At 52.4% G+C, this 25,023-nt stretch carries 19 protein-coding genes and 7 tRNA genes; 21 read left to right on the top strand and 5 right to left on the bottom strand.

Annotated elements, in window-relative coordinates; all coding sequences use genetic code 11:
- Nucleotides 1–270: 270 nt before the first annotated feature.
- The gene (gene fur / locus ACQE3Y_RS05070) at nt 271–714 is read left to right on the top strand and encodes a ferric iron uptake transcriptional regulator (RefSeq protein WP_085067602.1); all 444 of its coding nucleotides are present in this window, start codon (nt 271–273) and stop codon (nt 712–714) included.
- Nucleotides 715–791: 77 nt separating this feature from the next.
- On the opposite strand, the gene chiP is transcribed toward fur, so the two are convergent.
- From chiP to nagE, 4 genes are all read right to left on the bottom strand, one after another.
- The gene (chiP, locus tag ACQE3Y_RS05065) at nt 792–2,195 is read right to left on the bottom strand and encodes a chitoporin ChiP (protein ID WP_426981004.1); all 1,404 of its coding nucleotides are present in this window, start codon (nt 2,193–2,195) and stop codon (nt 792–794) included.
- Between the two features lie 366 nt (nt 2,196–2,561).
- Nucleotides 2,562–3,812 (bottom strand): tryptophan permease, encoded by a 1,251-nt coding sequence (mtr, locus tag ACQE3Y_RS05060; protein ID WP_426981003.1) that lies wholly within the window; start codon nt 3,810–3,812, stop codon nt 2,562–2,564.
- A 201-nt stretch (nt 3,813–4,013) separates the two neighbouring features.
- Entirely contained in the window at nt 4,014–5,681 is a 1,668-nt protein-coding gene (gene glnS / locus ACQE3Y_RS05055; RefSeq protein ID WP_250652112.1) for a glutamine--tRNA ligase, read from the bottom strand.
- A 155-nt stretch (nt 5,682–5,836) separates the two neighbouring features.
- The gene (gene nagE, locus ACQE3Y_RS05050; protein WP_426974367.1) at nt 5,837–7,864 is read right to left on the bottom strand and encodes an N-acetylglucosamine-specific PTS transporter subunit IIBC; all 2,028 of its coding nucleotides are present in this window, start codon (nt 7,862–7,864) and stop codon (nt 5,837–5,839) included.
- Nucleotides 7,865–8,206: 342 nt separating this feature from the next.
- Between nagE and nagB the strand changes: the two genes are divergently transcribed.
- The 11 genes from nagB to ACQE3Y_RS04995 all read left to right on the top strand — a co-directional run bounded on the left by nagB (nt 8,207) and on the right by ACQE3Y_RS04995 (nt 14,283).
- On the top strand, nt 8,207–9,007 hold the full coding sequence (gene nagB, locus ACQE3Y_RS05045) for a glucosamine-6-phosphate deaminase (RefSeq protein WP_085067612.1): 801 nt from the start codon (nt 8,207–8,209) through the stop codon (nt 9,005–9,007).
- Nucleotides 9,008–9,074: 67 nt separating this feature from the next.
- Nucleotides 9,075–10,223 carry an N-acetylglucosamine-6-phosphate deacetylase gene (gene nagA / locus ACQE3Y_RS05040; RefSeq protein ID WP_426981002.1) on the top strand — a complete coding sequence of 383 codons (1,149 nt, stop codon included), beginning with the start codon at nt 9,075–9,077 and terminating at the stop codon, nt 10,221–10,223.
- Nucleotides 10,224–10,229: 6 nt separating this feature from the next.
- Nucleotides 10,230–11,450, top strand: coding sequence for a DNA-binding transcriptional regulator NagC (nagC, locus tag ACQE3Y_RS05035; protein WP_085067614.1), 1,221 nt, complete (start codon nt 10,230–10,232; stop codon nt 11,448–11,450).
- Between the two features lie 291 nt (nt 11,451–11,741).
- Nucleotides 11,742–13,409, top strand: a complete 1,668-nt coding sequence (gene asnB, locus ACQE3Y_RS05030; protein WP_085067615.1) for an asparagine synthase B — start codon at nt 11,742–11,744, stop codon at nt 13,407–13,409.
- A 218-nt stretch (nt 13,410–13,627) separates the two neighbouring features.
- A tRNA-Met gene (locus tag ACQE3Y_RS05025) sits at nt 13,628–13,704 on the top strand.
- 7 nt (nt 13,705–13,711) lie between these two features.
- Nucleotides 13,712–13,796, top strand: a tRNA-Leu gene (locus ACQE3Y_RS05020).
- A gap of 22 nt (nt 13,797–13,818) precedes the next feature.
- A tRNA-Gln gene (locus ACQE3Y_RS05015) sits at nt 13,819–13,893 on the top strand.
- Between the two features lie 35 nt (nt 13,894–13,928).
- Nucleotides 13,929–14,003, top strand: a tRNA-Gln gene (locus tag ACQE3Y_RS05010).
- Between the two features lie 21 nt (nt 14,004–14,024).
- Nucleotides 14,025–14,101, top strand: a tRNA-Met gene (locus ACQE3Y_RS05005).
- 6 nt (nt 14,102–14,107) lie between these two features.
- A tRNA-Gln gene (locus tag ACQE3Y_RS05000) sits at nt 14,108–14,182 on the top strand.
- A 26-nt stretch (nt 14,183–14,208) separates the two neighbouring features.
- Nucleotides 14,209–14,283, top strand: a tRNA-Gln gene (locus ACQE3Y_RS04995).
- An 85-nt stretch (nt 14,284–14,368) separates the two neighbouring features.
- Here the strand turns inward: ACQE3Y_RS04995 and ubiF are convergent.
- Nucleotides 14,369–15,541 carry a 3-demethoxyubiquinol 3-hydroxylase gene (gene ubiF / locus ACQE3Y_RS04990; RefSeq protein WP_085067616.1) on the bottom strand — a complete coding sequence of 391 codons (1,173 nt, stop codon included), beginning with the start codon at nt 15,539–15,541 and terminating at the stop codon, nt 14,369–14,371.
- Nucleotides 15,542–15,716: 175 nt separating this feature from the next.
- On the opposite strand from ubiF, the gene miaB reads away from it, so the two are divergent.
- The 9 genes from miaB to ACQE3Y_RS04945 all read left to right on the top strand — a co-directional run bounded on the left by miaB (nt 15,717) and on the right by ACQE3Y_RS04945 (nt 24,984).
- The gene (gene miaB, locus ACQE3Y_RS04985; protein ID WP_426974095.1) at nt 15,717–17,141 is read left to right on the top strand and encodes a tRNA (N6-isopentenyl adenosine(37)-C2)-methylthiotransferase MiaB; all 1,425 of its coding nucleotides are present in this window, start codon (nt 15,717–15,719) and stop codon (nt 17,139–17,141) included.
- Between the two features lie 208 nt (nt 17,142–17,349).
- Nucleotides 17,350–18,402 (top strand): PhoH family protein, encoded by a 1,053-nt coding sequence (locus tag ACQE3Y_RS04980; protein ID WP_426974094.1) that lies wholly within the window; start codon nt 17,350–17,352, stop codon nt 18,400–18,402.
- Nucleotides 18,399–18,872, top strand: a complete 474-nt coding sequence (gene ybeY, locus ACQE3Y_RS04975; RefSeq protein WP_250652106.1) for an rRNA maturation RNase YbeY — start codon at nt 18,399–18,401, stop codon at nt 18,870–18,872. The genes ACQE3Y_RS04980 and ybeY overlap by 4 nt, the downstream gene beginning before the upstream one ends.
- A gap of 77 nt (nt 18,873–18,949) precedes the next feature.
- On the top strand, nt 18,950–19,828 hold the full coding sequence (gene corC / locus ACQE3Y_RS04970; RefSeq protein WP_085067620.1) for a CNNM family magnesium/cobalt transport protein CorC: 879 nt from the start codon (nt 18,950–18,952) through the stop codon (nt 19,826–19,828).
- Nucleotides 19,829–19,872: 44 nt separating this feature from the next.
- Nucleotides 19,873–21,405 (top strand): apolipoprotein N-acyltransferase, encoded by a 1,533-nt coding sequence (gene lnt, locus ACQE3Y_RS04965; protein ID WP_426981186.1) that lies wholly within the window; start codon nt 19,873–19,875, stop codon nt 21,403–21,405.
- A gap of 384 nt (nt 21,406–21,789) precedes the next feature.
- The gene (locus ACQE3Y_RS04960; protein WP_426981001.1) at nt 21,790–22,686 is read left to right on the top strand and encodes an amino acid ABC transporter substrate-binding protein; all 897 of its coding nucleotides are present in this window, start codon (nt 21,790–21,792) and stop codon (nt 22,684–22,686) included.
- Between the two features lie 154 nt (nt 22,687–22,840).
- Nucleotides 22,841–23,581 carry an amino acid ABC transporter permease gene (locus ACQE3Y_RS04955; RefSeq protein ID WP_250652105.1) on the top strand — a complete coding sequence of 247 codons (741 nt, stop codon included), beginning with the start codon at nt 22,841–22,843 and terminating at the stop codon, nt 23,579–23,581.
- Nucleotides 23,581–24,258 carry a glutamate/aspartate ABC transporter permease GltK gene (gene gltK, locus ACQE3Y_RS04950; RefSeq protein WP_250652684.1) on the top strand — a complete coding sequence of 226 codons (678 nt, stop codon included), beginning with the start codon at nt 23,581–23,583 and terminating at the stop codon, nt 24,256–24,258. Before ACQE3Y_RS04955 ends, gltK begins: the two co-directional genes overlap by 1 nt.
- A complete protein-coding gene (locus ACQE3Y_RS04945) occupies nt 24,259–24,984 on the top strand; it encodes an amino acid ABC transporter ATP-binding protein (RefSeq protein WP_426974091.1) in 726 nt (241 codons plus the stop codon).
- Nucleotides 24,985–25,023 lie beyond the last annotated feature (39 nt).

The following is a 25,023-nucleotide window of genomic DNA, read 5'->3' as shown; positions in this document are numbered from 1 at the left end:
GGTAGAATACCCGTATCGGTCGCGCGCTTTCCTGCCGTGGTGCTGTAAAGCGGCAGGATCAAGCGAAATGTAAACACAGCATCATATGGGCATGAACAACGCCGGACGTAGCGATCTTCTCTTTACTTCCACTTGCGATTTCACGCGCACCCTTACGGTTTTCATTTCGAAGCATCAGTTCTATAATGAGACGCTATTAGCTTAGCGTCGACCGATGTTCATGGCTGTTCAGCCACATTGTGACTAGCAAAGTAACAGGACAATATCCGCATGACTGACAATAACACCGCATTAAAGAAGGCCGGACTGAAGGTCACACTTCCGCGACTAAAAATCCTGGAAGTGCTTCAGGGACCTGAGAGCCATCACGTCAGTGCGGAAGAGTTATACAAGCGACTCATTGATATGGGCGAAGAGATCGGGCTGGCGACGGTTTATCGCGTCCTGAACCAGTTTGACGATGCCGGTATCGTTACCCGCCATAACTTTGAAGGCGGCAAATCCGTTTTCGAACTGACCCAGCAGCAGCACCACGATCATCTGATCTGCCTGGACTGCGGCAAGGTAATCGAATTTAGTGATGAGTCTATCGAATCCCGCCAGCGTGAAATCGCCACGCGTCACGGTATCAAGCTGACCAACCATAGCCTTTATCTGTATGGTCATTGCGCTTTGGGCGATTGCCGCGAAGACGAAACATTACACGATAAATAATCAATTATGCTATGCAGTAAAATGAAAACCGGTGCTCAGGCACCGGTTTTTTTTACCCTTCAGGCTGCCCGCATGCGTTAAAAAACAGTGAACGGGGCGATAACTATAAACTTCACGTCTTTCTCATCCTGGAAAATATTACCGTATCCGCCGCCGTAACTGGGGAGATTGCTGTGATTGTCGTAACGGGTAAAGTGCAGCTTAAACAGCGTATCCTTCGCCCTGCCCTGTTGAATGGTATAAAGCAGGTCCAGATTCCAGGCCGATTCCCTGATGCGCTGTTGCTGATCCCATTGCGGATGGGTAGCGGGTTTGGCATCCCAGCCCCAGACGTAAGAGGTTCCGACCGTCCAGCCAGGAAGATCCCAGCCGCTTAAGTCATACATCACCCCGGTAAAAATCGCTTTTTCACCATTGGCGTTCCAGTCGGAGCGCGCATCCCACCAGATATCAAGACGCCCGTTAGAGCTGCCATAGGAGGGCGTCATACGCTGCAGAAAGTAGCCCTGATTGCCTTCCGCTTTCACCCAGGTTCCTTCCAGACGGAAATCAACAGGTCCCTGGTTATAGCTAAAAGTCAGCGCCTGCAGCCAGGCCACCCCATCATAAACATCGTTGCCGTTCGCTGCCCCACCTTTTTCATGGTCATGCGCACCATAAAATTGATAGCTGGTAAGCAGATCATTACCCGCCAGCGGCATGGTCCATGAGGCTTTGGCGAAATATTGATCCATATAATTTGCCGCCTGGCCCCATGAAGCTTCCAGGATTACCCGGTTTTTAAAATCATAGCGGGCACCGACCGCATGCAGCCAGGGAATACCGGTTTTGCCATCGGCCTTGCGGAACGAATACAGATGCTGATACCAGGGCGCTTTATAGCGATCGCTCCAAATCCAGGAGATATCCAGCGCCCCCGCGTCAGACAGATCCTGATGCACCCCAGCCTCCAGAGCGCGATAGGTGCCGGGTAAAAAACTCCAGTGCGGCGTCAGCAGCGTTTGCCCCTGAGGCTGCAAATATCCTGCCCGCAACCAGTAATCTCCCACTTTCATTTTTAAAGCCGCTTTATACAAACTGGCACCGCTGCGATCGCCGCCCCACTCTTCATCCCAGGCCGTTCTCGCTTTACTGAAGCCGATTTCATTTGGCGCTGCCGGGCCGCTATTGCTTATTTCCCACGCGCCAAATAACGCCACATCCAGGCCGATAAAATCTGCCGCGTAGCCGGAATTAAAATCCAGGCTGCTGTTAAAGGTGGCATGATGCAGATTAGCCTGATATTGCCCATACTTTTCGCTTGCAGGATCCATATCTTTACGATCGCGCTGCCGCTGCCAGTAATAAACAGCGCCCGTAAGCGATGCATCTTCTAAAAAGCCGGTGGCATGAGCAGGTGGAAGGATAATAAGGCTTGAAAGCGCAGTGATAATGGAAACTGACCAGCCAGTAGCCTTACGCTTCCCTGTTAAGGCGCGCATGATTAATTCCTCTTTGACGGAAAAATAAAAAACAGCAGCAAACATTGGGAAATAGATTCAGCTGCGTAAGTAAGAATATTTTTCACATCATAAATTATCAATACGCAAAAGAGATTAATGTATTAAACCATGATCTTAGCCGCATAATAGACGTTGAGTTTTAACAAGAAGATAAAGTTTTTTATTATAAAAACATCATTATATTCAGGCGACTTTCCCTGCCTGATAAAGGGATGGTCAATAGCGGAAAATAGCCTTAAAAATAGCGATAATTAAATAATTTATTTCACAGTAATTAATCTGATAAATAAATACAAACGTGATGCTTATTCTCAGGACGGTAAATAAAACGTCCTGAGAATAAATTTAGCGGGCGTAGACCGGAAGTAAATCAGCGTAGCTCAGTAACGACACCACGATATTCAGAACGGCAAACAACAGCACCAGCAGCACCGGCAGATTACCGCCTTTTAAACGCCAGCCCTGGGGTTGCGGAAAGCGTTGTCTGGCACGCCAGACCAACAGCGCCGGTGTGATAACCGCCCAAACAGTGGCGGCCAGCCCGGCATAGCCAATCGCCACCAGAAAACCATTCGGCCAGATTAACGCTGCGGAAAGCGGCACAACAAATGTGATCAACGTGGTTTTTAACCGCCCTGTCGCACCCTTATCCATTTTCAGCAAATCGGCCAGATAATCAAACAGCCCCAGCGTAACCCCAAGAAATGAGCTGGCAACGGCGAAAGTTGAAAAAATAGTGAGCAGTACGCTAAGCGAGGCGTTTTGCAGTAGATTACCTAACGCGTCAACCAGTGCATCGATATTGCCGCCGCGTTGGGCTATCGCAATAAAGTCCGTGCGTGGAATATTCCCCATGGTGCCAATAATCCAGACCAGATAGATCATCAGCGCCGCCAGGGTTCCCAGCAATAAGCAGCGCGCCACTTTTTTACCATTGCCTTGGTAATAGCCGAGCAGTCCGGAAATATTGCCGTGGTAACCAAACGAGGCCAGGCAAAAAGGAATCACCATCCAGCCATAGCGAAGATAATGGCTTTCCGTTGCGTTGGTATCAAACAGCAACGCCGGCTTAACATGTCCAAGCAGGCCACCGAACAGCAGAAAGAAAGTAATAACTTTCGCGCCCAGAAAGATCAGCGTAACGCGGCTGACTGCGACCGTCCCCAGCCAGACAAACAGCGCCACCAACAGTGTAAAACCCAGTCCCGCCGCTCTGGCAGAAACCGGCATCGCCAGCATAGCAAAGGTATGCTGCAAAATAGCGCCGCTGGCTGAAATATAGGCATAGGTCAAAATACCCAGCACAAAGAGGATGGACGCACCGTTAAGCAGGTTCCAGCGCTGGCCCAGCAGATCGCGCGTCAGCGTATCGAAGCCCGCCCCGCCCGGATAGTGCAGGCTCGTCTCCAGAAACATCAGCCCGGACAGCAGCATGCAGAGCCAGGTAAATAATAAAATAGCTGATGACCAGCTAAACCAGGCACCGGACATCACTACCGGCAGCGAAAACATACCGGCTCCGACTATCGTACCGGTAATGATCAGCGTGCCCCATAGTATTGAGGGAAGCTTGCTGGCGGAAACCGCTGTTTCCATAACATGTCCTTAGAATGATATTTGTTCATTTAATGTTCAGTTGGCACTCTGTCTGGCTGAGAGGCCATTAAGGAAGATATTCTACCCGATAGTGAACTCATGAACTAGTACATGTCATAAAAAACGGCTCAATGCGCTGCCAGGGTTGCAACAAGCAAAAAAAAGGCGGCTCACTAAGCCGCCTTTGATTATTGAAACGTCTTACTCGCCGCTTTTAGCCCAGGTGTCACGCAGGCCAACGGTACGGTTAAATACCAGATGCTGCGGACTGGAATAAACACTGTCGGCACAGAAATAGCCTTCGCGTTCAAACTGGTAAGGCGAGGTGGCTTCAGCCTGCTTCAGGCCTGGCTCGACAAAGCCATGCTTAATCACCAGCGATTCCGGGTTAATGGTCGCCAGGAAATCTTCCGCCGCGCCCGGATTCGGCACGCTAAACAGACGATCGTAAAGACGGAACTCGGCCGGTGCCGCATGTTCTGCCGATACCCAGTGGATAACGCCTTTCACTTTACGGCCATCCGCCGGATCTTTGCTCAGCGTATCAACATCGCAGGTGCAGAAAATGCAGGTAATATTACCCTCTTCATCTTTCGCGATACGCTCGGCACGGATAACGTAGGCATTGCGCAGACGCACCTCTTTACCCAGCACCAGACGTTTATACTGCTTGTTCGCTTCCTCACGGAAATCAGCGCGATCGATCCAGACTTCACGGCTAAAAGGCACTGAACGCGTGCCCATCTCCGGCTTATTCGGATGATTTGGCATGCTGATGATCTCTTCATGACCGGCGGGCAGGTTCTCAATCACCACTTTCACCGGATCGAGCACTGCCATTGCGCGCGGCGCATTTTCGTTCAGATCGTCACGAATACAGGATTCCAGCGCCGCCATCTCCACGATGTTATCCTGCTTGGTCACGCCAATGCGGCGGCAGAATTCGCGGATAGACGCAGCGGTATAACCACGGCGGCGCAGACCAGAAACGGTAAGCATGCGCGGATCGTCCCAGCCTTCCACCACTTTCTCTGTGACCAGCAGGTTCAGCTTACGCTTGGACATAATGGCGTATTCAAGATTCAGGCGAGAGAATTCGTACTGACGCGGATGTACCGGGATGGTGATGTTATCCAGCACCCAGTCATACAGACGGCGGTTATCCTGGAACTCCAGCGTACAAAGCGAATGGGTGATCCCTTCCAGCGCATCGGAAATGCAGTGGGTGAAATCGTACATCGGATAGATGCACCACTTGTTGCCGGTCTGATGATGCTCGGCAAATTTCACGCGATACAGCACCGGATCGCGCATGACGATAAAGTTGGATGCCATATCGATTTTAGCGCGCAGGCAGGCGGTGCCTTCAGCAAATTCACCGTTGCGCATTTTCTCAAATAGCGCCAGGTTTTCTTCTACGCTGCGATCGCGGTATGGGCTGTTTTTACCCGGCGAGGTCAGCGTGCCGCGATATTCGCGGATCTGTTCCGGCGACAATTCATCGACATAAGCCAGACCTTTGTTGATCAGCTCAATGGCGTAGTGATAAAGCTGGTCAAAATAGTTGGAGGAGTAACGAACTTCACCACTCCACTGGAAACCCAACCATTGCACGTCACGCTTGATTGACTCGACATACTCGATATCTTCTTTTACCGGGTTGGTATCGTCAAAACGCAGGTTACACTCGCCCTGATAATCTTGCGCGATGCCAAAGTTCAGGCAGATAGATTTTGCGTGACCAATATGCAAATAGCCATTTGGTTCCGGTGGAAAACGGGTATGCACACTGCTGTGCTTGCCGCTCGCCAAATCTTCGTCGATGATCTGACGAATAAAATTAGTTGGGCGGGCTTCAGCCTCACTCATCACTGTATCCTCAACACGAAATGTCTGGTCGTTATAACCATGAAATAACGGATATGATCCACAAAGCGTGCAAGGGAAACAACCGTTTGTTAGCGCTGAGACAGAAAAAAGGCAGGAATCGCTTCCTGCCTGAAGAGGTTTAACGCAGAGGCGCGTTATTTCTGGATTTCGTACAGTTTGCTTTCGCCTGCAATCACCGTTCCGGTGGCCAGCGATGTCATTCCGGTGAAGTCGTCGATATTGCTCACCACCACCGGGCTGATCATGGAGCGGGCGTTGGCATTAAGGAAATCGAGATCCATTTCCAGCACCGGCTGACCGGCGCTTACGGTTGCGCCCTCTTCCACCAGTCGCGTAAAGCCTTTACCCGCTAACGCCACGGTATCCAGCCCCATATGCACCACGATTTCCACGCCATTTGCCGTTTCCAGGCAGAATGCATGATTGGTGTTAAAGATTTTCACTACCGTTCCGGCAATCGGCGCTACCACTGTTTTACCGGTAGGTTTGATTGCTACGCCATCACCCACGGCTTTGCTGGCGAAAGCTTCATCAGGCACCTGATCAATCGGCACAATTTCACCGCTTACCGGCGCGACCAGGGTGGCAATAGTTTGCTGAGCGCTTGCCGGAGCCGCTTTTACTGCAGGCTCAGCGGCGATAAGTGGCGCTGCGCCACCGGATGCCGCTACCGGTCCTTTTGCCAGGACGTTTTTCATTGCTGAGGCGATGGATTCCGCCTGGGTGCCGACAATAATTTGTACGCTCTGCTTGTTCAGACGGATCACGCCGGATGCGCCTAAACGCTTCGCCAGCTGTTCGTTCAGCGCTGCGCTGTCTTTTACATTCAGACGCAGACGCGTAATACAGGCATCAATATGCGTCAGGTTAGCTGAACCACCTACCGCGCTAATATAGCGACGCGCCAGGGATTCGGTTTCCGTTTCGCCCTGCAGGTTATTTTCAACATTTACATCGTAGCCATCCGTCTCATCACCGGAAACCGCCAGTTCACGACCCGGAGTCAGCAGGTTGAAGCGTTTGATGGTAAAACGGAACACCAGATAATAGATAACAAAGAACACCAGCCCCTGCGGGATCAGCATATACCACTGGGTTGCCAGCGGATTGCGCGATTGCAGCGCCATATCCACCAGCCCAGCGCTGAAGCCGAAACCGGAAATCCAGTGCATGCTCGCAGCGATAAACACTGAAATACCGGTCAGGACCGCGTGGATAAAGTAAAGCACCGGTGCCACAAACATAAAGGAGAATTCCAGCGGCTCGGTAATACCGGTAAAGAAAGCCGCAAACGCTGCGGCGATCATAATGCCGCCTACTTTGGCGCGATTTTCCGGATGCGCGCACTGATAAATCGCCAGCGCAGCGCCCGGCAGACCAAACATCATGATCGGGAAGAAGCCCGCCTGATATTGCCCCGTTACGCCAACAATCCCTTTACCGCTGGCAATGGACTGCGCGCCGCCGAGGAAATTAGGGATATCGTTGATGCCCGCCACGTCAAACCAGAAAACAGAGTTCAGCGCATGATGCAGACCGACCGGAATCAGCAGGCGGTTAAAGAAGGCATAAACGCCGGCGCCAGCAGAACCCAGTTTTTGAATATGTTCGCCAAAAGTGACCAGCGCGTTGAAAATAAGCGGCCAGACATACATCAGAATAAAGGCGATCAGGATCATCAGGAAGGAGACCAAAATGGGCACCAGCCTGCGTCCGCTAAAGAAGGAGAGCGCTTTCGGCAGTTCTACGTGGCTGAAGCGGTTATAAACTTCAGCAGAGAGAATACCCACCAGAATACCGACAAACTGGTTATCAATTTTGCCGAATGCGGCTGGCACTTGCTCCAGCGGCATTTTCTGAATCATCGCCACTGCCGCTGGAGAACAGAGCGTGGTCACGACCAGAAAGCCTACAAAGCCCGATAGCGCCGCGGCGCCGTCTTTATCTTTCGACATGCCATAAGCAATACCCACGGCAAACAGCGCAGGCATATGTTCGATAATCGCGCCGCCCGATTTAATCAGCAGCGCGGCCAGTGCGTTACCCGCTCCCCAACTATCGGGATCGAGCCAGTAACCGACGCCCATTAAAATTGCGGCGGCGGGTAGCGTAGCAACAGGCACCATCAGCGCCCGGCCCACCTTTTGCAAATAACTAAGAATATTCACTCTTTCCCCCTGTGAGAATCAAAAAAGGCGTCTGAAGCTGTTACTTTTATTATCACATCCCTCAGATAACCTAACGAAAGTACAGCATGCTATGCAGTGTAAAAAGAATTTAATTCGCTTCGCAAATTAAAACCGCTCCGTATGTGACAGTTGTCACCATAAACTTGATTGAAGGTTGCATAGCGCTGGTTATCTCCCCCTACTTATTTTATGATTAAAAATATCCGGACGGCGATCTCCTTTACGGTAAGTGTTAACACATCAAAATACGCTTAGATTAGGTGGCTTTACCGTCCATTAACCGGTTTGAATAATACTCCTTAAACGAGGTCAACTATGAGACTAATTCCCCTGGCAAATGCTTCCCAGGTAGGTAAATGGGCCGCTCGTCATATCGTAAACCGTATTAACGCCTTTAAACCCACGCGCGAACGCCCTTTTGTACTTGGTCTGCCCACCGGTGGTACGCCGCTGGAAGCCTATAAACATTTAATTGAAATGCACAAAGCGGGCCAGGTTAGCTTTCAGAACGTCGTCACCTTCAATATGGATGAATATGTCGGCCTGCCGAAAGAACATCCTGAAAGCTACCACAGCTTTATGTATCGTAATTTTTTCGATCACGTTGATATTCCGCGAGAAAACATCAATCTTCTTAATGGAAATGCGGCGGATATTGACGCAGAATGTCGCCAGTATGAAGAAAAAATTCGTGCTTATGGAAAAATCCACCTGTTTATGGGCGGCGTAGGCAATGACGGTCATATCGCCTTTAACGAACCTGCGTCTTCGCTGGCATCCCGTACTCGCATCAAAACGCTGACGCATGATACCCGCGTCGCTAACTCACGCTTTTTCGATGGCGATGTGAATCAGGTACCTAAGTATGCCTTAACGGTGGGCGTTGGCACGCTGCTGGATGCTGAAGAAGTGATGATTCTGGTGACCGGCCATGTGAAGGCGCAGGCGCTACAGGCAGCAGTCGAAGGCAACGTTAATCATATGTGGACGATCAGCTGTCTGCAGCTTCATCCCAAAGCAGTAGTGGTTTGCGATGAGCCTTCCACCATGGAGCTGAAGGTAAAAACGGTCAAGTATTTCCGCGAAATGGAAGCGGAAAATATGCAGAATTTATAATCACTGGATTTAACCCCCTGTCCGGTTAACCTGCCGGACAGATGCCGCCTTGAGTCGGGAGAATATTATGTACGCTTTAGTAAATGGTCGCGTGTTTACCGGCCATGAGATCCTGGATAATCACGCTGTTATTATTAATAACGACCTGATTGAACGTGTCTGCCCTCACAATGAGCTGCCAGCGGAATGCGAACAGCGTGATGTGGGCGGTGCAATTATTGCTCCCGGCTTTATTGACGTTCAGCTAAATGGCTGCGGCGGCGTCCAGTTTAATGATGATATTGATGCGATTAGCGTGGAAACCCTGGCTATTATGCAAAAAGCGAATGAAAAGTCAGGCTGCACCAGCTTTCTTCCTACCCTGATTACCAGCAGCGATGAGCTGATGGTGCGGGCGGTCGAGGTGATGCGTAGCTGGCTGAAACTGCATTCCCATCAGGCGCTCGGCCTGCATCTTGAAGGCCCGTGGCTGAACGTGGCGAAAAAAGGCACCCACCACGCAGAGTTAATCCGTAAACCCGATGCGGCACTGGTGAAATTCCTGTGCGATAACGCCGATGTGATTACCAAAGTTACCCTGGCGCCAGAAATGGCGGGCACCGAAGTGATCCGTCAATTACATGATGCTGGCATTATTGTTTCCGCCGGGCACTCTCATGCTACCTATGATGAAGCGCGTAGCGGTTTTGCCGCCGGTATCAGCTTTGCCACCCATTTATATAACGCCATGCCGGTAACAACCGGTCGCGAACCTGGTTTGATTGGCGCACTGCTGGATACGCCAGAAGTTTACTGCGGCATTATTGCCGACGGCCTGCATGTTCACTACGCTAACGTGCGCAACGCAAAACGCATCAAAGGCGATAAGCTGGTACTGGTTACTGATGCCACCGCGCCGGCCGGTGCAGCCATTGACCGGTTCATTTTTGCCGGTAAAACAATATACTATCGAAACGGGCTGTGTGTTGACGAAAACGGGACACTGAGCGGATCGGCGCTAACGATGATCGAAGCAGTAGAGAACTGCGTTGAACATGTCGGCATTTCACTGGATGAAACCTTGCGTATGGCAACGCTTTATCCAGCCCGTGCAATGGGCGTGGATAAACAGTTAGGCTCTATTGAAGCTGGAAAAGTAGCAAACCTGGCTGTTTTCACACGCGATTATCACATTATCAAGACTATCGTTAACGGTAACGAAGTCTTTAGCGAGTAATCATTGATGACCACTGGCGGCCAGGCACAAATAGGAAATGTCGATCTCGTAAAGCAGTTAAACAGCGCAGCGGTTTACCGTCTTATCGATCAGATGGGTCCGATTTCCCGTATTCAGATTGCGGAGCATAGCCAGCTTGCGCCAGCCAGCGTCACAAAAATTACCCGCCAGCTTATTGAGCGCGGTCTGATAAAAGAGGTCGATCAGCAGGCCTCTACCGGCGGTCGTCGCGCTATTTCGATCGTTACCGAAACGCGAGGCTTTCATACCATCGGCGTGCGCCTTGGGCGTAACGACGCCACGCTCACGCTCTACGACCTGAGCGGTAAGTCGCTGGCGGAGGAGCATTACCCGCTGCCTGAGCGCACCCAGGAGACGCTGGAGCATGCGCTTTTCAATGCCATCGATCACTTTATTGCCGCTCATCAGCGTAAGCTGCGTGAGCTGATTGCCATCTCTGTTATTTTGCCGGGCCTGGTGGATCCCCATAGTGGCATCATCCGTTATATGCCACATATCACGGTCAATAACTGGCCGCTGGTCGCCAATCTTAAACAGCGTTTTCACGTTACCAGCTTTGTTGGTCATGACATTCGCAGCCTGGCGCTGGCGGAACACTATTTCGGTGCAAGTCGCGACTGCGCAGATTCTATTTTGGTGCGCTTACATCGCGGCACCGGGGCGGGCATCATCACTAACGGTCATATTTTCCTTGGCAGCAACGGCAACGTAGGGGAGATAGGTCATATTCAGGTGGATCCGCTGGGCGAGCGCTGCCACTGCGGCAACTTTGGCTGTCTGGAGACCATTGCCGCCAACGGCGCGCTGGAAAATCGCGTGCGTCGTCTGTTGCAGCAAGATTACCCCAGTACGTTAACGCTGGATGATTGTACGATTCACGCTATCTGCAAAGCAGCCAATCGCGGTGACAGGCTGGCGACGGAAGTGATTGAGCATGCCGGGCGCTATTTAGGTAAAGCGATCGCGATTGCGATTAATTTGTTTAATCCACAAAAAATCGTGCTGGCTGGCGAGATCACCGAAGCGGAAAAGGTGCTGTTCCCGGCTATTGAAAGCTGTATCAATGCGCAAACGTTAAAGGCGTTTCGTAAAAATTTACCGGTCGTGCGCTCGGAGTTGGATCATCGTTCCGCCATTGGCGCTTTCGCGCTGGCCAAACGCGCCATGCTGAATGGTGCCCTGCTCCAGCATCTGCTGGAAGAATAACCGCTAACGCCAGCCTTTCACGGCTGGCTTTTTTTTTGCGTTGCGCCCGCACGGATGTTTTTTGCTCATCGGAGCATCTTTTTTGATGAATCCACAATTTTCAGCGCTTTTTATTAGATAAAATCTAATATCCGACGCCTGACAACAACCTTTTTATCAAGAAAAAGGGAAATCGCTTGCATTGCATGTACCAGATAGCGCATTTTCTTATACATCACGCAACGACAGGCGTTGCTTATCCAACATCACTTAATGAAAACATCACCGTTTAGGTGAGATCAGGAGTAGGTTATGTGTTCAATCTTCGGTGTACTCGATCTGAAAAGCGACGCTTCAGAACTGCGTAAAAAAGCGTTAGAACTTTCACGCCTGATGCGTCATCGCGGCCCGGACTGGTCCGGTGTCTATGCTGACGATCATGCCATTCTGGCGCATGAACGTTTGTCGATTGTTGACGTTAACAACGGCGCGCAGCCCCTGTACAACGCAGCCCATACCCACGTTCTGGCCGTTAACGGTGAAATCTACAACCACCAGGCGCTGCGCGCAGAGCTGAGCGATCGCTATGCGTTTCAGACCGGCTCCGACTGCGAAGTGATCCTGGCGCTTTATCAGGAGAAGGGCGTTGATTTCCTGGACGACCTGCAGGGCATGTTCGCCTTCATCCTTTACGATAGCGAAAAGAAAAGCTGGCTGATTGGCCGCGATCATATCGGAATTATCCCGCTCTATATGGGCAACGATGAGCATGGCAACCTGTTTGTGGCTTCAGAGATGAAAGCGCTGGTGCCGGTATGCCGCACCATTAAAGAATTCCCGCCGGGAAGCTATCTCTCTAGCACCGACGGCGAAATTCGTCGTTATTACCAGCGTGACTGGATGGAATATGACAGCGTCGCCAACAACTCTACCGATGCAACCGCGCTGAAAAATGCGCTGGAAGAGTCAGTAAAAGGTCATCTGATGTCTGATGTGCCTTACGGCGTGCTGCTTTCAGGCGGTCTGGATTCGTCCATTATTTCAGCGATCACCAAACGCTTTGCGGCAAAACGCGTGGAAGATCAGGATAAGAGCGATGCCTGGTGGCCGCAGCTGCACTCTTTCGCCGTTGGTCTGGAAGGCTCGCCCGATCTGAAAGCGGCCCGTTCCGTCGCCGATCACCTGGGTACGGTGCATCATGAAATTCACTTTACCGTGCAGGAAGGTCTGGATGCGATTCGCGATGTGATCTATCACATTGAAACGTATGATGTCACCACCATCCGCGCCTCTACGCCGATGTACCTGATGTCACGTAAGATTAAAGCGATGGGCATTAAAATGGTGCTCTCTGGCGAAGGTGCCGATGAAGTGTTTGGCGGCTATCTCTACTTCCATAAGGCACCAAACGCGAAAGAGTTCCATGAGGAAAACGTCCGTAAGCTGCTGGCGCTGCACATGTATGACTGTGCGCGTGCCAATAAGGCGATGTCCGCATGGGGTGTGGAAGCGCGTGTGCCCTTCCTCGATAAAAAGTTCCTCGACGTGGCGATGCGCATCAACCCACAGGATAAAATGTGCGGCAGCAACGGCAAAATGGAAAAACATATTCTGCGTGAATGCTTCTCTTCTTACCTGCCGGAAAGCGTGGCCTGGCGTCAGAAAGAGCAGTTCTCTGACGGCGTAGGCTACAGCTGGATTGATACGTTGAAAGAAGTCGCCGCACAGCAGGTAAGCGCTCAGCAGCTGGAAACCGCGCGCTATCGCTTCCCGTACAACACGCCAACATCAAAAGAAGCCTATCTCTACCGCGAGATCTTCGAAGAGCTGTTCCCGCTACCCAGCGCGGCAGAGTGTATTCCAGGCGGTCCGTCTGTGGCCTGCTCTTCTGCTAAAGCCATTGAGTGGGATGAAGCCTTTAAAAGCATGGACGATCCGTCTGGGCGCGCTGTTGGCGTACACCAGTCCGCCTATAAATAAGCGATCTCACATCACTGCTAAAACGGGCCTGCGCGGCCCGTTTTTTATTGCATCTGGCGGTGTTACGATCAAAAATTGTCGTTTTTATCATCATGCTGGTTACAAGCCAGTCAAACAGTGTGCGAATGGTAAAAAACGACAAAAAACTTGTTGACGCTCTTGAGTGCAATACGCATAATGCGCCCCGCAACGCCGATGAAGGTAGCGCGAAAAAAGATGGCTACGTAGCTCAGCTGGTTAGAGCACAGCACTCATAATGCTGGGGTCACAGGTTCGATTCCCGTCGTAGCCACCATCTTTTTGCGGGAGTGGCGAAATTGGTAGACGCACCAGATTTAGGTTCTGGCGCCGCAAGGTGTGCGAGTTCAAGTCTCGCCTCCCGCACCATTTCAGTCATCGGTTTAGCGGATGGGGTATCGCCAAGCGGTAAGGCACCGGTTTTTGATACCGGCATTCCCTGGTTCGAATCCAGGTACCCCAGCCATATTTCTGATGTGAAACTGATGCGTAATCGGATCTTGGGATATCGCCAAGCGGTAAGGCACCGGTTTTTGATACCGGCATTCCCTGGTTCGAATCCAGGTATCCCAGCCACATCAGAAAGCAATAAAATTTGGCTACGTAGCTCAGCTGGTTAGAGCACAGCACTCATAATGCTGGGGTCACAGGTTCGATTCCCGTCGTAGCCACCATTTTATTGGGGTATCGCCAAGCGGTAAGGCACCGGATTCTGATTCCGGCATTCCGAGGTTCGAATCCTCGTACCCCAGCCAATTAAAAACTGTTTATCCCATTTTATTGGGGTGTCGCCAAGCGGTAAGGCACCGGATTCTGATTCCGGCATTCCGGGGTTCGAATCCCTGCACCCCAGCCAAACAGTGTAAAAAGCCCGCTTCTGCGGGCTTTTTTGCGTCTGCGTATCTGGTATTTCAACGGGCGCTGCCTTCCGCCCGCCTCGTTTACAATCCCAGCGCGTAACGCAGCGCCTGACGTTTCAGCACGCCAGCATGTTCTGCCGCCATCAATCCCACATTACGCAGCACGCGCAGCGGTGGCAGGCGGTTGCTGAAGGCAAAATAGAAGAGATCCATACCGCTCTGCATCAGCAAATTATCTTTCTGGCGCTGACGTTGATAACGCAGCAAGACCCGCTCTGAAGACCACTCTTCCGCCTGGTTGCGAGCCGTGGTTAACACCTCAATCAGCGCATCAACGTCGCGGTAGCCCAGATTTACCCCCTGCCCGGCCAGCGGATTGATGGTATGCGCCGCATCACCTACCAGCGCCAGCCCCGGCTGCACATAACGATTGGCGTGACGACGCACTAACGGGAAAGAGGCAGCCTGCTGCACGCGAAAACGCCCCAGACGCGACGGGAAACAGCGTTCTACCTCTTTTTGCAACTGTTCTGGCGACAGCGTCTGCAGCTGGCGAATGCGGGCCGGGCTGTCATACCAGACCAGCGACGCCCAGCGATCAAACAGCGGCAGCAACGCATGAGGCCCCTCTGGCGTGAAATGTTGCCAGGTGGTATCGCCTGCCGCATGATCCAACTCCACGCTTATCAGCATACAGGACTGGCTATAGTTCCAGCCCTGAATGCCAATACCGGTAAGCTGGCGCACCTGAGAGTTCGCCCCATCGGCACCGATCACCAGCCGGGCCGTAAGCGTCTGGCCATCTTCCAGCACCAGCTGCCAGCCGCCGTTATGCTGCTGCAAGGCACTCAATTTTGCTGGCGCGAACAGGCTAACCGGCTGCTGTTGCAGACGCTGCCACAGCGCCAGCTGCAATACCGAATTCTCCACCATGTAACCCAACTCTGGCAGACCAAGACTTGCGGCATCAAACTGTACGCGCGCCGTCTGCCATTCCCAGGTTTCCAGCTTACGATAGGGCGCACAGCGCATTTGCTGTACGGCCGGCCAGACTTCCAGCTGTTTGAGTAAATCCACCGAGGCGCAGCCGATGGCGGAAATGCGAATATCTGGCGGCGCGTCAGGATCGAAAGCCGCCGGAACGTCTCGCTCCAGTACGGCAACCTGAAAGCCCTGCTGCGCCAGCCCACTTGCCAGCGCCGCGCCAACCATACCTCCGCCAACCACGACGACATCGAATTGCGTTTGATGCATAAATTTATCCTTTTGTGCCCTGCCGTCTCGCGGCGACAGGTCCGCGAGCCCGTTAAGTTAAAGTGTACCGGAAATCCTGCGAAAAACAGAAAAGCCGATACACTGGTCACAACAGCAGCAAAGCATTACAATACGCGCCCTGCAATCCTTCCTGCACTGATAAATGGCACGTTAGATGAGTAAAAAACTGCATATCAAAACCTGGGGCTGTCAGATGAACGAATACGATTCATCTAAAATGGCCGACCTGCTGGAGAGTACGCACGGCTATACCCTCACGGAAGTGGCGGAAGAAGCTGATATTCTGCTGCTTAATACCTGCTCTATCCGCGAAAAGGCACAGGAGAAAGTCTTTCATCAGCTGGGCCGCTGGAAGACGCTGAAAGAGCGTAATCCTGAACTGATTATTGGCGTGGGTGGCTGCGTCGCCTCGCAGGAAGGTGACCATATTCGTCAGCGCGCCAGCTATGTCGATATTGTCTTCGGCCCGCAAACCCTGCATCGCCTGCCGGAAATGATCAATACCGTGCGCGGCTCGAAAAGCCCGGTGGTGGATATCAGCTTCCCGGAAATTGAGAAATTTGACCGCCTGCCGGAGCCGCGCGCTGAAGGTCCGACGGCGTTTGTTTCCATTATGGAAGGCTGCAACAAATACTGTACTTTCTGCGTGGTGCCTTATACGCGCGGTGAGGAAGTCAGCCGTCCCTGCGATGATATTCTGCTGGAAATTGCCCAGCTCGCTGCTCAGGGCGTTCGTGAAGTGAACCTGCTGGGCCAGAACGTTAACGCTTATCGCGGCCCTGCTTTCGATGGCGGCATCTGTTCTTTTGCCGAACTGCTGCGTCTGGTGGCGGCGATTGACGGTATCGATCGCATTCGCTTTACCACCAGCCATCCGATCGAATTCACCGACGATATTATCGAGGTTTACCGCGATACGCCGGAACTGGTGAGCTTCCTGCATCTGCCGGTGCAGAGCGGTGCTGACCGTATCCTGACCCTGATGAAGCGTGCCCATACGGCGCTGGAATATAAAGCGATTATCCGCAAGCTGCGGGAAGCGCGTCCGAATATTCAAATCAGCTCTGACTTTATCATCGGCTTCCCTGGCGAAACACAGGAAGACTTTGAAAAAACCATGAAGCTGATCGCCGACGTTAACTTCGATATGAGCTTCAGCTTTATCTATTCTGCGCGTCCCGGCACGCCGGCTGCCGATCTGCCGGACGATGTCAGCGAAGAAGAGAAAAAGCAGCGTCTCTATATTCTGCAGGATCGCATTAACCAGCAGGCGATGGCATGGAGCCGTCGCATGATGGGCACCGTGCAGCGCATCCTGGTTGAAGGGCCATCACGTAAAAATGTGATGGAGCTTTCAGGCCGTACGGAAAACAACCGCGTGGTGAACTTTGAAGGCACGCCGGAGATGATCGGCAAGTTCGTCGATGTGGAAATCGTGGACGTCTATACTAATTCTCTGCGTGGCGTGGTGGTTCGTACCGAGCAAGAGATGGGCCTGCGCGTTGCAGAAAGCCCGGCTTCCGTCATTGCGCGTACCCGTAAAGAAAATGAAATTGGCGTGGCCATTTTCCAACCCTGATATGATGTCATTCAACGGTGGGCAGCGCTTGCCCACCGCACAATTTCACCTCATTGCACTTGCTTTCTGAAAGCAACGCCCAAATATCGGCTTTACAGCTTGCGCCTTTTGGTCATGCCATAAATACTTCTGCTATGGTTCGCCTGTATCTCAGGCGGCAAGTCCCTGTTAATTATCAACCTGGCCCTGAGCGACCCAAAGGATTAGTTTGAATATCGAAACACGCGAAATAGAATTAGAACCTGCTGATAACAACCGGTTGCAGAGCCTGTGTGGTCCGTTTGACGATAACGTGAAGCAGCTGGAGCGTCGGCTGGGCATTGAGATCAGCCATCGCGATCACAGCTTTAAGCTGGTTGGACGCGCGCTCTGCGTGAATGCCGCTGTGGATATCCTGCGTACTCTGTATGTGGATACCGCGCCGGTACGCGGCGTTATCCCGGACATCGAGCCGGAACAGATTCATCTGGCGATTAAAGAGAGCCGCGTGCTGGAGCAGACGGCGGAAAGCGTGCCTGAATATGGCAAAGCGGTAAATATCAAAACCAAACGCGGCGTTATTAAGCCACGTACGCCGAATCAGGCGCAGTATATTGCTAACATCCTCGACCATGACATCACCTTCGGTGTAGGCCCTGCGGGTACGGGTAAAACCTATCTGGCGGTGGCTGCTGCGGTTGATGCCCTGGAGCGCCAGGAAATACGCCGTATTCTGCTGACGCGTCCGGCCGTCGAAGCGGGTGAAAAGCTGGGCTTTCTGCCCGGTGATTTAAGCCAGAAGGTCGATCCCTATCTGCGCCCGCTTTATGACGCGCTGTTCGAAATGCTGGGCTTTGAGCGCGTAGAAAAGCTGATAGAGCGTAACGTGATTGAGGTTGCCCCGCTGGCTTATATGCGTGGCCGTACCCTGAATGATGCGTTTATCATTCTCGACGAAAGTCAGAACACCACCATTGAGCAGATGAAGATGTTTCTGACCCGTATCGGTTTTAACTCCAAAGCGGTTATTACCGGCGACATTACCCAGATCGACCTGCCGCGCAACGCCAAATCAGGTCTGCGCCATGCGATCGAGGTGCTGTCAAACGTCGAAGAGATCAGCTTTAACTTCTTCCACAGCGAAGACGTGGTGCGTCATCCGGTTGTTGCCCGTATCGTAACGGCCTATGAGGCCTGGGAAGAGGCCGATCAGAAGCGTCGTGATAAACTGGCCGAAGAACGTAAGCGCGAAGCGCAGGCAGCTGCACAGGAACAGAAATGAGTCAGGTTATTCTCGATTTACAGTTGGCTTGCGAACAGGCCAGCGGCCTGCCGGCCGAAACGGATTTCCGTCGCTGGCTGGAAGCGGTGCTGCTACAGTTTCAGCCCGAAAGCGAAGTCACTATTCGCGTAGTGGACGAAGCGGAAAGCCACGATCTTAACCTGACCTGGCGCGGAAAGGATAAGCCGACTAACGTGCTCTCTTTTCCTTTTGAAGCGCCACCCGGCATAGAGTTACCGCTGCTGGGCGATCTGGTGATTTGCCGTCAGGTTGTCGAGCAGGAAGCCGCCGAGCAAGAGAAAGCGCTGGAGGCGCACTGGGCGCACATGGTTATTCATGGCACCCTGCACTTGCTGGGTTACGATCATATCGAAGATGATGAAGCCGAAGAGATGGAATCGCTGGAGACCGAGATAATGCTTGCTCTTGGTTATCCCGATCCGTACATTTCGGAGAAAGAGGCGCCGTAAAGGCTGCCTGTTGTTAAATCCTGCCGGCAAAGGCTGGCAGGCCGATCCTCATAAAGAGAGACCCATACCAGAACGCCATGAGCGACGACCATTCACAAAACAGCGACAGTCCCAGTAGTAAAAAGGGCTTTTTTTCCCTCATTCTCAACCAGCTTTTTCATGGTGAGCCTAAAAACCGTGAAGAACTGTTGGAACTCATTCGTGATTCCGAACAGAACGAACTGATCGATCAGGATACGCGTGACATGCTGGAAGGCGTCATGGATATCGCTGAGCAGCGCGTCCGCGATATCATGATCCCCCGCTCGCAAATGATTACGCTGAAGCGCAATCAAAGCCTGGAAGAGTGTCTGCAGGTCATTGTTGAGTCTGCCCATTCCCGCTTCCCGGTGATTAGCGAAGATAAAGATCATGTCGAAGGGATCCTGATGGCAAAAGATTTACTGCCGTTTATGAGCAGTGGATCAGAGCCGTTCAGCATGGAAAAGGTGCTGCGTCCAGCCGTTGTCGTGCCGGAAAGTAAGCGCGTGGACCGCATGCTGAAAGAGTTTCGTTCTCAGCGCTACCATATGGCGATCGTGATCGATGAGTTTGGCGGTGTTTCCGGCCTGGTGACCATTGAAGATATTCTTGAGCTGATAGTGGGTGAAATTGAAGATGAATATGATGATGAAGAAGATCGTGATATTCGTCAGCTTAGTCGTCACGCCTATACCATTCGTGCGCTGACGCCGATTGAAGACTTCAATGAAGCCTTTGCCACGCAGTTCAGCGATGAAGAGGTCGATACTATTGGTGGTCTGGTGATGCAGGCGTTTGGTCATCTGCCGGCGCGTGGTGAAAGCATCGACATTGAAGGCTATCAGTTTAAAGTCGCGATGGCGGACAGCCGTCGTATCATTCAGGTGCATGTAAGGATACCGGAAAATGCTCCACTGCCTGTGCTGGATGAATAACGCTTTGTAGGGCTATTGCCTGATTCTGGATGAATAACACATTTATGGCTATTGCCTCTGTTTACGCCCGTCAGCAGGTTCGCCTGCTGCTGGCTTTAGGTGCCGGCGCCGTCGGCACCCTGGCTTTTTCCCCGTATGATTTCTGGCCTGCCGCGCTGCTTTCACTGATCGGCTTACAGGCGCTGACCTTACAACGCACCACGCCGCAGGCTGCCGCTATCGGCTTCGCCTGGGGCTTTGGCCTGTTCGGCAGCGGCATAAACTGGGTATACGTCAGCATCGCCACTTTTGGCGGCATGCCTGGCCCGGTCAATGTTCTGTTGGTTATTCTGCTGGCTGCTTATCTGGCGCTCTATCCGCTACTATTTGCCGCAGTGGTGAATCGTCTTGGTCCACAAGCGAGCCTGTTAAGGCTGGTATTACTGGCGCCGGTTGCCTGGCAGGTCAGTGAGTTCTTGCGCGGCTGGATCCTGACCGGTTTTCCGTGGCTGCAGTTCGGCTACAGTCAGATTGACGGTCCGCTAAAAGGGCTGGCTCCGCTGGCGGGCGTGGAAGGTGTCACCTTCCTGCTAATGATTATCGCCGGGCTGGCAGTTTACGCATTAATGCAGCGACGTCTGTGGCCAGCGCTGGCGGCGCTGGCGCTGCTGCTGCTGCCCTGGCCGTTGCGTTATATTAGCTGGTATCAGGCGCAGCCAGCGCGAGCGGTAAACGTTGCGCTGGTGCAGGGAAACATTGCGCAGTCGCTGAAATGGGATCCGGAACAGCTGCGTAATACGCTGCGCATTTACAGCGACAGCGTGCGTCACTATATGGGCAAAGCGCCGATTATCATCTGGCCGGAATCCGCCGTTTCCGATCTGGAAGTAAACCAGCAGCCATTTTTACACCAGCTTGATGATGCCCTGCAGGCGGGTGGCAGTACGCTGATTACCGGCATCGTGGATTCACGCCTGGAAGGCAACCGCTATCACGACTATAACTCGGTGATCGTGCTGGGCGGAAAAGAGCCCTACAACTATTACGGCGGCAATCGCTACCAGAAAAATCATCTGGTGCCTTTTGGTGAATTTGTGCCGCTGGAGTCGTTACTGCGTCCGCTGGCTCCCTTCTTTGATTTGCCAATGTCCTCTTTCAGCCGTGGCAACTATCTACAGCCTCAGCTACAGGTGGCGGGCTATAATCTGACCACGGCTATCTGCTATGAAATTGTGCTGGGCCAGCAGGTCAGGGATAACTTCACTGCGCAAACCGATTTTCTGCTAACGGTCTCGAATGATGCCTGGTTTGGTCACTCTATCGGCCCGTGGCAACACTTCCAGATGGCGCGCATGCGCGCGCTGGAGCTTGGCCGTCCGCTATTACGCAGCACCAATAACGGTGTAACCGCCGTTGTTGGCGCCGATGGCGAAGTGCAGCACATTATTCCGCAGTTTACTCGTCAGGTACTGGAAGCGAAGGTCACGCCGACAACCGGTCTGACGCCTTACGCACGCACCGGCAATCTTACCGTCTGGTTGATAACGCTGCTGTTTACTCTGGCTGCAATTTTTACGGCGCGCCGCTCTCGCCGCTAACTTTCCAGGCGAAGCCCATGCTTCGCCTGTTTTCCCCTCTGCTCTTGTTTCATCAAACCGACATCTTTTTTTCATACCTTCACTGGCACAGGCTTTGCATTAGTTTGATAGCGAAACCGTGCTTTCCGCGCTCACGCCAACGGGCCGTCAGCTTTTGCACCATGCAGGGTCAGCCAGCGCTCCCCTTTGGCGCAGAGCAGCAGAAATGCATTGATTTGGTGCGGCGGACTTCGCAAAAAACAAACTTTTCTGTTTCATTACGTTAACATTCCGCTATGTTAAGAATTATTCAGAACCCGTTCTGGAACCAAAAGAAAAGCGGCAGGCATTAATAACCTATCTCGGTCCCTGAATTAGGTGCCAAAAACATGAAGGAGTTGGAACATGCAGATGCGCAAAGTTGCACTGTCTCTGCTGTTGCTCAGTGCAGCAGCAGGCGCAGCCCAGGCCGAAGAACTCACCGGCACGCTGAAAAAAATTAATGATAACGGCGTGATTGTTGTCGGGCATCGTGAGTCTTCCGTTCCCTTTTCATATTACGATAACCAACAGAAAGTGGTGGGTTACTCTCAGGATTATTCTAACGCCATCGTCGATGCCATTAAGACCAAACTGAATAAACCCGATCTGCAGGTCAAAATGTTGCCGGTGACGTCGCAAAACCGCATCCCTCTGCTGCAAAACGGCACCTACGATTTCGAGTGCGGCTCCACCACTAATAACCTGGAGCGCCAGAAACAGGCCGCCTTCTCCAATACGGTCTTTATTATCGGTACGCGCCTGCTGGTTAAAAAAGGCAGCCCGATTAAAGACTTCACCGATCTGAAAGGCAAAACCGTGGTTGTGACATCGGGCACCACTTCAGAGGTGTTGCTGCATAAGCTGAACGATGAGAAAAAACTGGAGATGCGCATTATCAGCGCCAAAGATCACGGTGACTCCTTCCGCACGCTGGAAACCGGCCGCGCCGTGGCCTTTATGATGGATGACGCCCTGCTGGCGGGTGAACGCGCCAAAGCCAAAAAGCCGGATAACTGGGAAATTGTCGGCACGCCGCAGTCGAAAGAGGCTTACGGCTGTATGCTGCGCAAAGACGATCCGGCGTTTAAAGCGCTGGTCGATGAAACCATTGCGAAGGCGCAAACCTCCGGTCAGGCAGAAAAGTGGTTTGATACCTGGTTTAAACAGCCTATCCCACCGAAAAACCTCAATATGAACTTTGCGCTTTCTGAAGACATGAAAACGCTGTTTAAAACGCCAAATGACAAAGCGTTGAATTAATTACAATGAAAACAGGGCGATGCGTCGCCCACTCGATTGCTGAAAATAGGCTCGGACAGACAGCGTGAGTCGGTCGTTCCCCGGCTCACGATCCACAGAAGCCTCTCATCAATCTTCAGGGTAGCTTAGCTACCCTTTTTTACCGGAGTTTGTTATGGGTATTGACTGGAACTGGGGCATTTTCTTTGAACAGGCCCCGTTTGGAAACACCACCTATCTCGGCTGGCTGTGGTCAGGGTTGCAAACCACGGTTACCGTTTCGTTATGCGCCTGGATTATCGCCTTTTTCGTTGGCTCTTTTTTTGGCATTTTGCGTACGGCCCCCAGCCGCCTGCTGTCAGCAATTGGCACCTGCTATGTTGAGCTGTTCCGTAATATTCCTTTAATCGTTCAGTTCTTTTTTTGGTATCTGGTAGCGCCGGAACTGGTGGGTGAAGATTTGGGGATGTGGTTTAAGGCCGAACTCGATCCTAACCTGCAGTTTTTCCTCTCCTCAACCATTTGTCTTGGGCTTTTTACCGCCGCACGCGTTTGTGAACAGGTGCGCGCAGCGATTCAGTCGCTGCCGCGTGGACAACAGAGCGCTGGCCTGGCAATGGGGTTAACGCTGCCGCAAACCTATCGTTATGTGCTGCTGCCTAACGCCTATCGCGTGATCGTACCGCCGATGACCTCGGAAATGCTGAACCTGGTAAAAAACTCCGCTATCGCCTCCACTATTGGCCTGGTGGATATGGCCGCGCAGGCGGGCAAGCTGCTGGACTATTCCGCCCACGCCTATGAATCCTTTACCGCCATCACGCTCGCCTACATCGGCATTAATCTGGTGATCATGCTGTTAATGGGCCTTGTAGAGCGCAAGGTGCGTTTGCCCGGCAATATGGGGAGTAAATGATGTACGAATTTGACTGGACTTCGATTATCCCCAGCCTGCCTTACCTGATTAACGGCCTGGTCATTACCCTGAAAATCACCGTGACGGCAGTGGTATTTGGCATTCTCTGGGGCACTCTGCTGGCGGTAATGCGCCTCTCTACGTTTAAGCCAATCAGCTGGTTTGCCAACCTGTATGTGAACCTGTTCCGCTCCGTGCCGCTGGTCATGGTGCTGCTGTGGTTTTATCTGGTGGTGCCCAGCTTTTTACAGCAGGTGCTGGGACTCTCGCCCAAAACCGATATTCGCCTGATTTCAGCTATGGTGGCCTTTTCGCTGTTTGAAGCAGCCTACTATTCAGAAATCATCCGCGCCGGTATTCAAAGTATTTCTCGTGGTCAGTCCAGTGCCGGGCTGGCGCTCGGCATGACGCCGCTTCAGACCATGCGGCTGATTATTCTGCCGCAGGCGTTTCGTGCCATGGTGCCGCTGCTGCTGACGCAGGGCATTGTGCTGTTTCAGGACACCTCGCTGGTTTATGTGTTAAGTCTGGCTGACTTTTTCCGCACCGCCACGTCGATTGGCGAGCGTGACGGCACTCAGGTAGAGATGATCCTGTTTGCCGGTCTGGTTTATTTCGTTATCAGTATTAGCGCGTCAATGCTGGTCAGCTATCTAAAAAGAAAAAGGACGGTTTAAATGATTACCCTGAAAAACGTTTCGAAGTGGTATGGTCACTTTCAGGTGCTGACCGATTGTTCAACCCAGGTTAATAAAGGTGAAGTGGTGGTAGTGTGCGGCCCTTCCGGCTCCGGCAAATCGACGCTGATCAAAACCGTAAACGGGCTGGAACCCATTCAGCAGGGCACCATTGAGGTCAATGGCATCCAGCTGAACAATAAAAAAACTAATCTGGCCCAGCTGCGCGCTAAAGTCGGGATGGTATTCCAGCACTTTGAGCTCTTCCCTCACCTCAGCATTATAGAAAATCTGACGCTGGCGCAGATTAAAGTACTGAAGCGCAACAAAGATGAGGCGCGCGACAAAGGCCAGAAACTGCTGGCGCGCGTAGGGCTCTCCGCGCACGCCAATAAATTTCCGGCTCAGCTCTCCGGCGGGCAGCAGCAGCGCGTAGCCATTGCGCGCGCGCTCTGTATGGATCCGGTCGCCATGCTGTTTGACGAGCCCACCTCGGCGCTCGATCCTGAAATGATTAACGAAGTGCTGGATGTGATGGTGGAGCTGGCCCATGAAGGCATGACGATGATGGTGGTGACCCATGAAATGGGCTTCGCCCGTAAAGTGGCGCACCGGGTCATCTTTATGGATGAGGGCAAAATTATTGAGGACACTCAGAAAGAGGCCTTTTTTGCCGATCCGCGCTCCGATCGCGCTAAAGACTTTCTGGCCAAAATCCTGCATTGATCTTCAGGGCAGCCTGCTGGCTGCCCTGCTACGCAAAAG

It is taken from the genome of Pantoea sp. FN0305, assembly GCF_050113845.1.
GTDB classification, from domain to species: domain Bacteria; phylum Pseudomonadota; class Gammaproteobacteria; order Enterobacterales; family Enterobacteriaceae; genus Mixta; species Mixta alhagi.
This window is presented reverse-complemented; position numbering and strand designations above follow the sequence as displayed.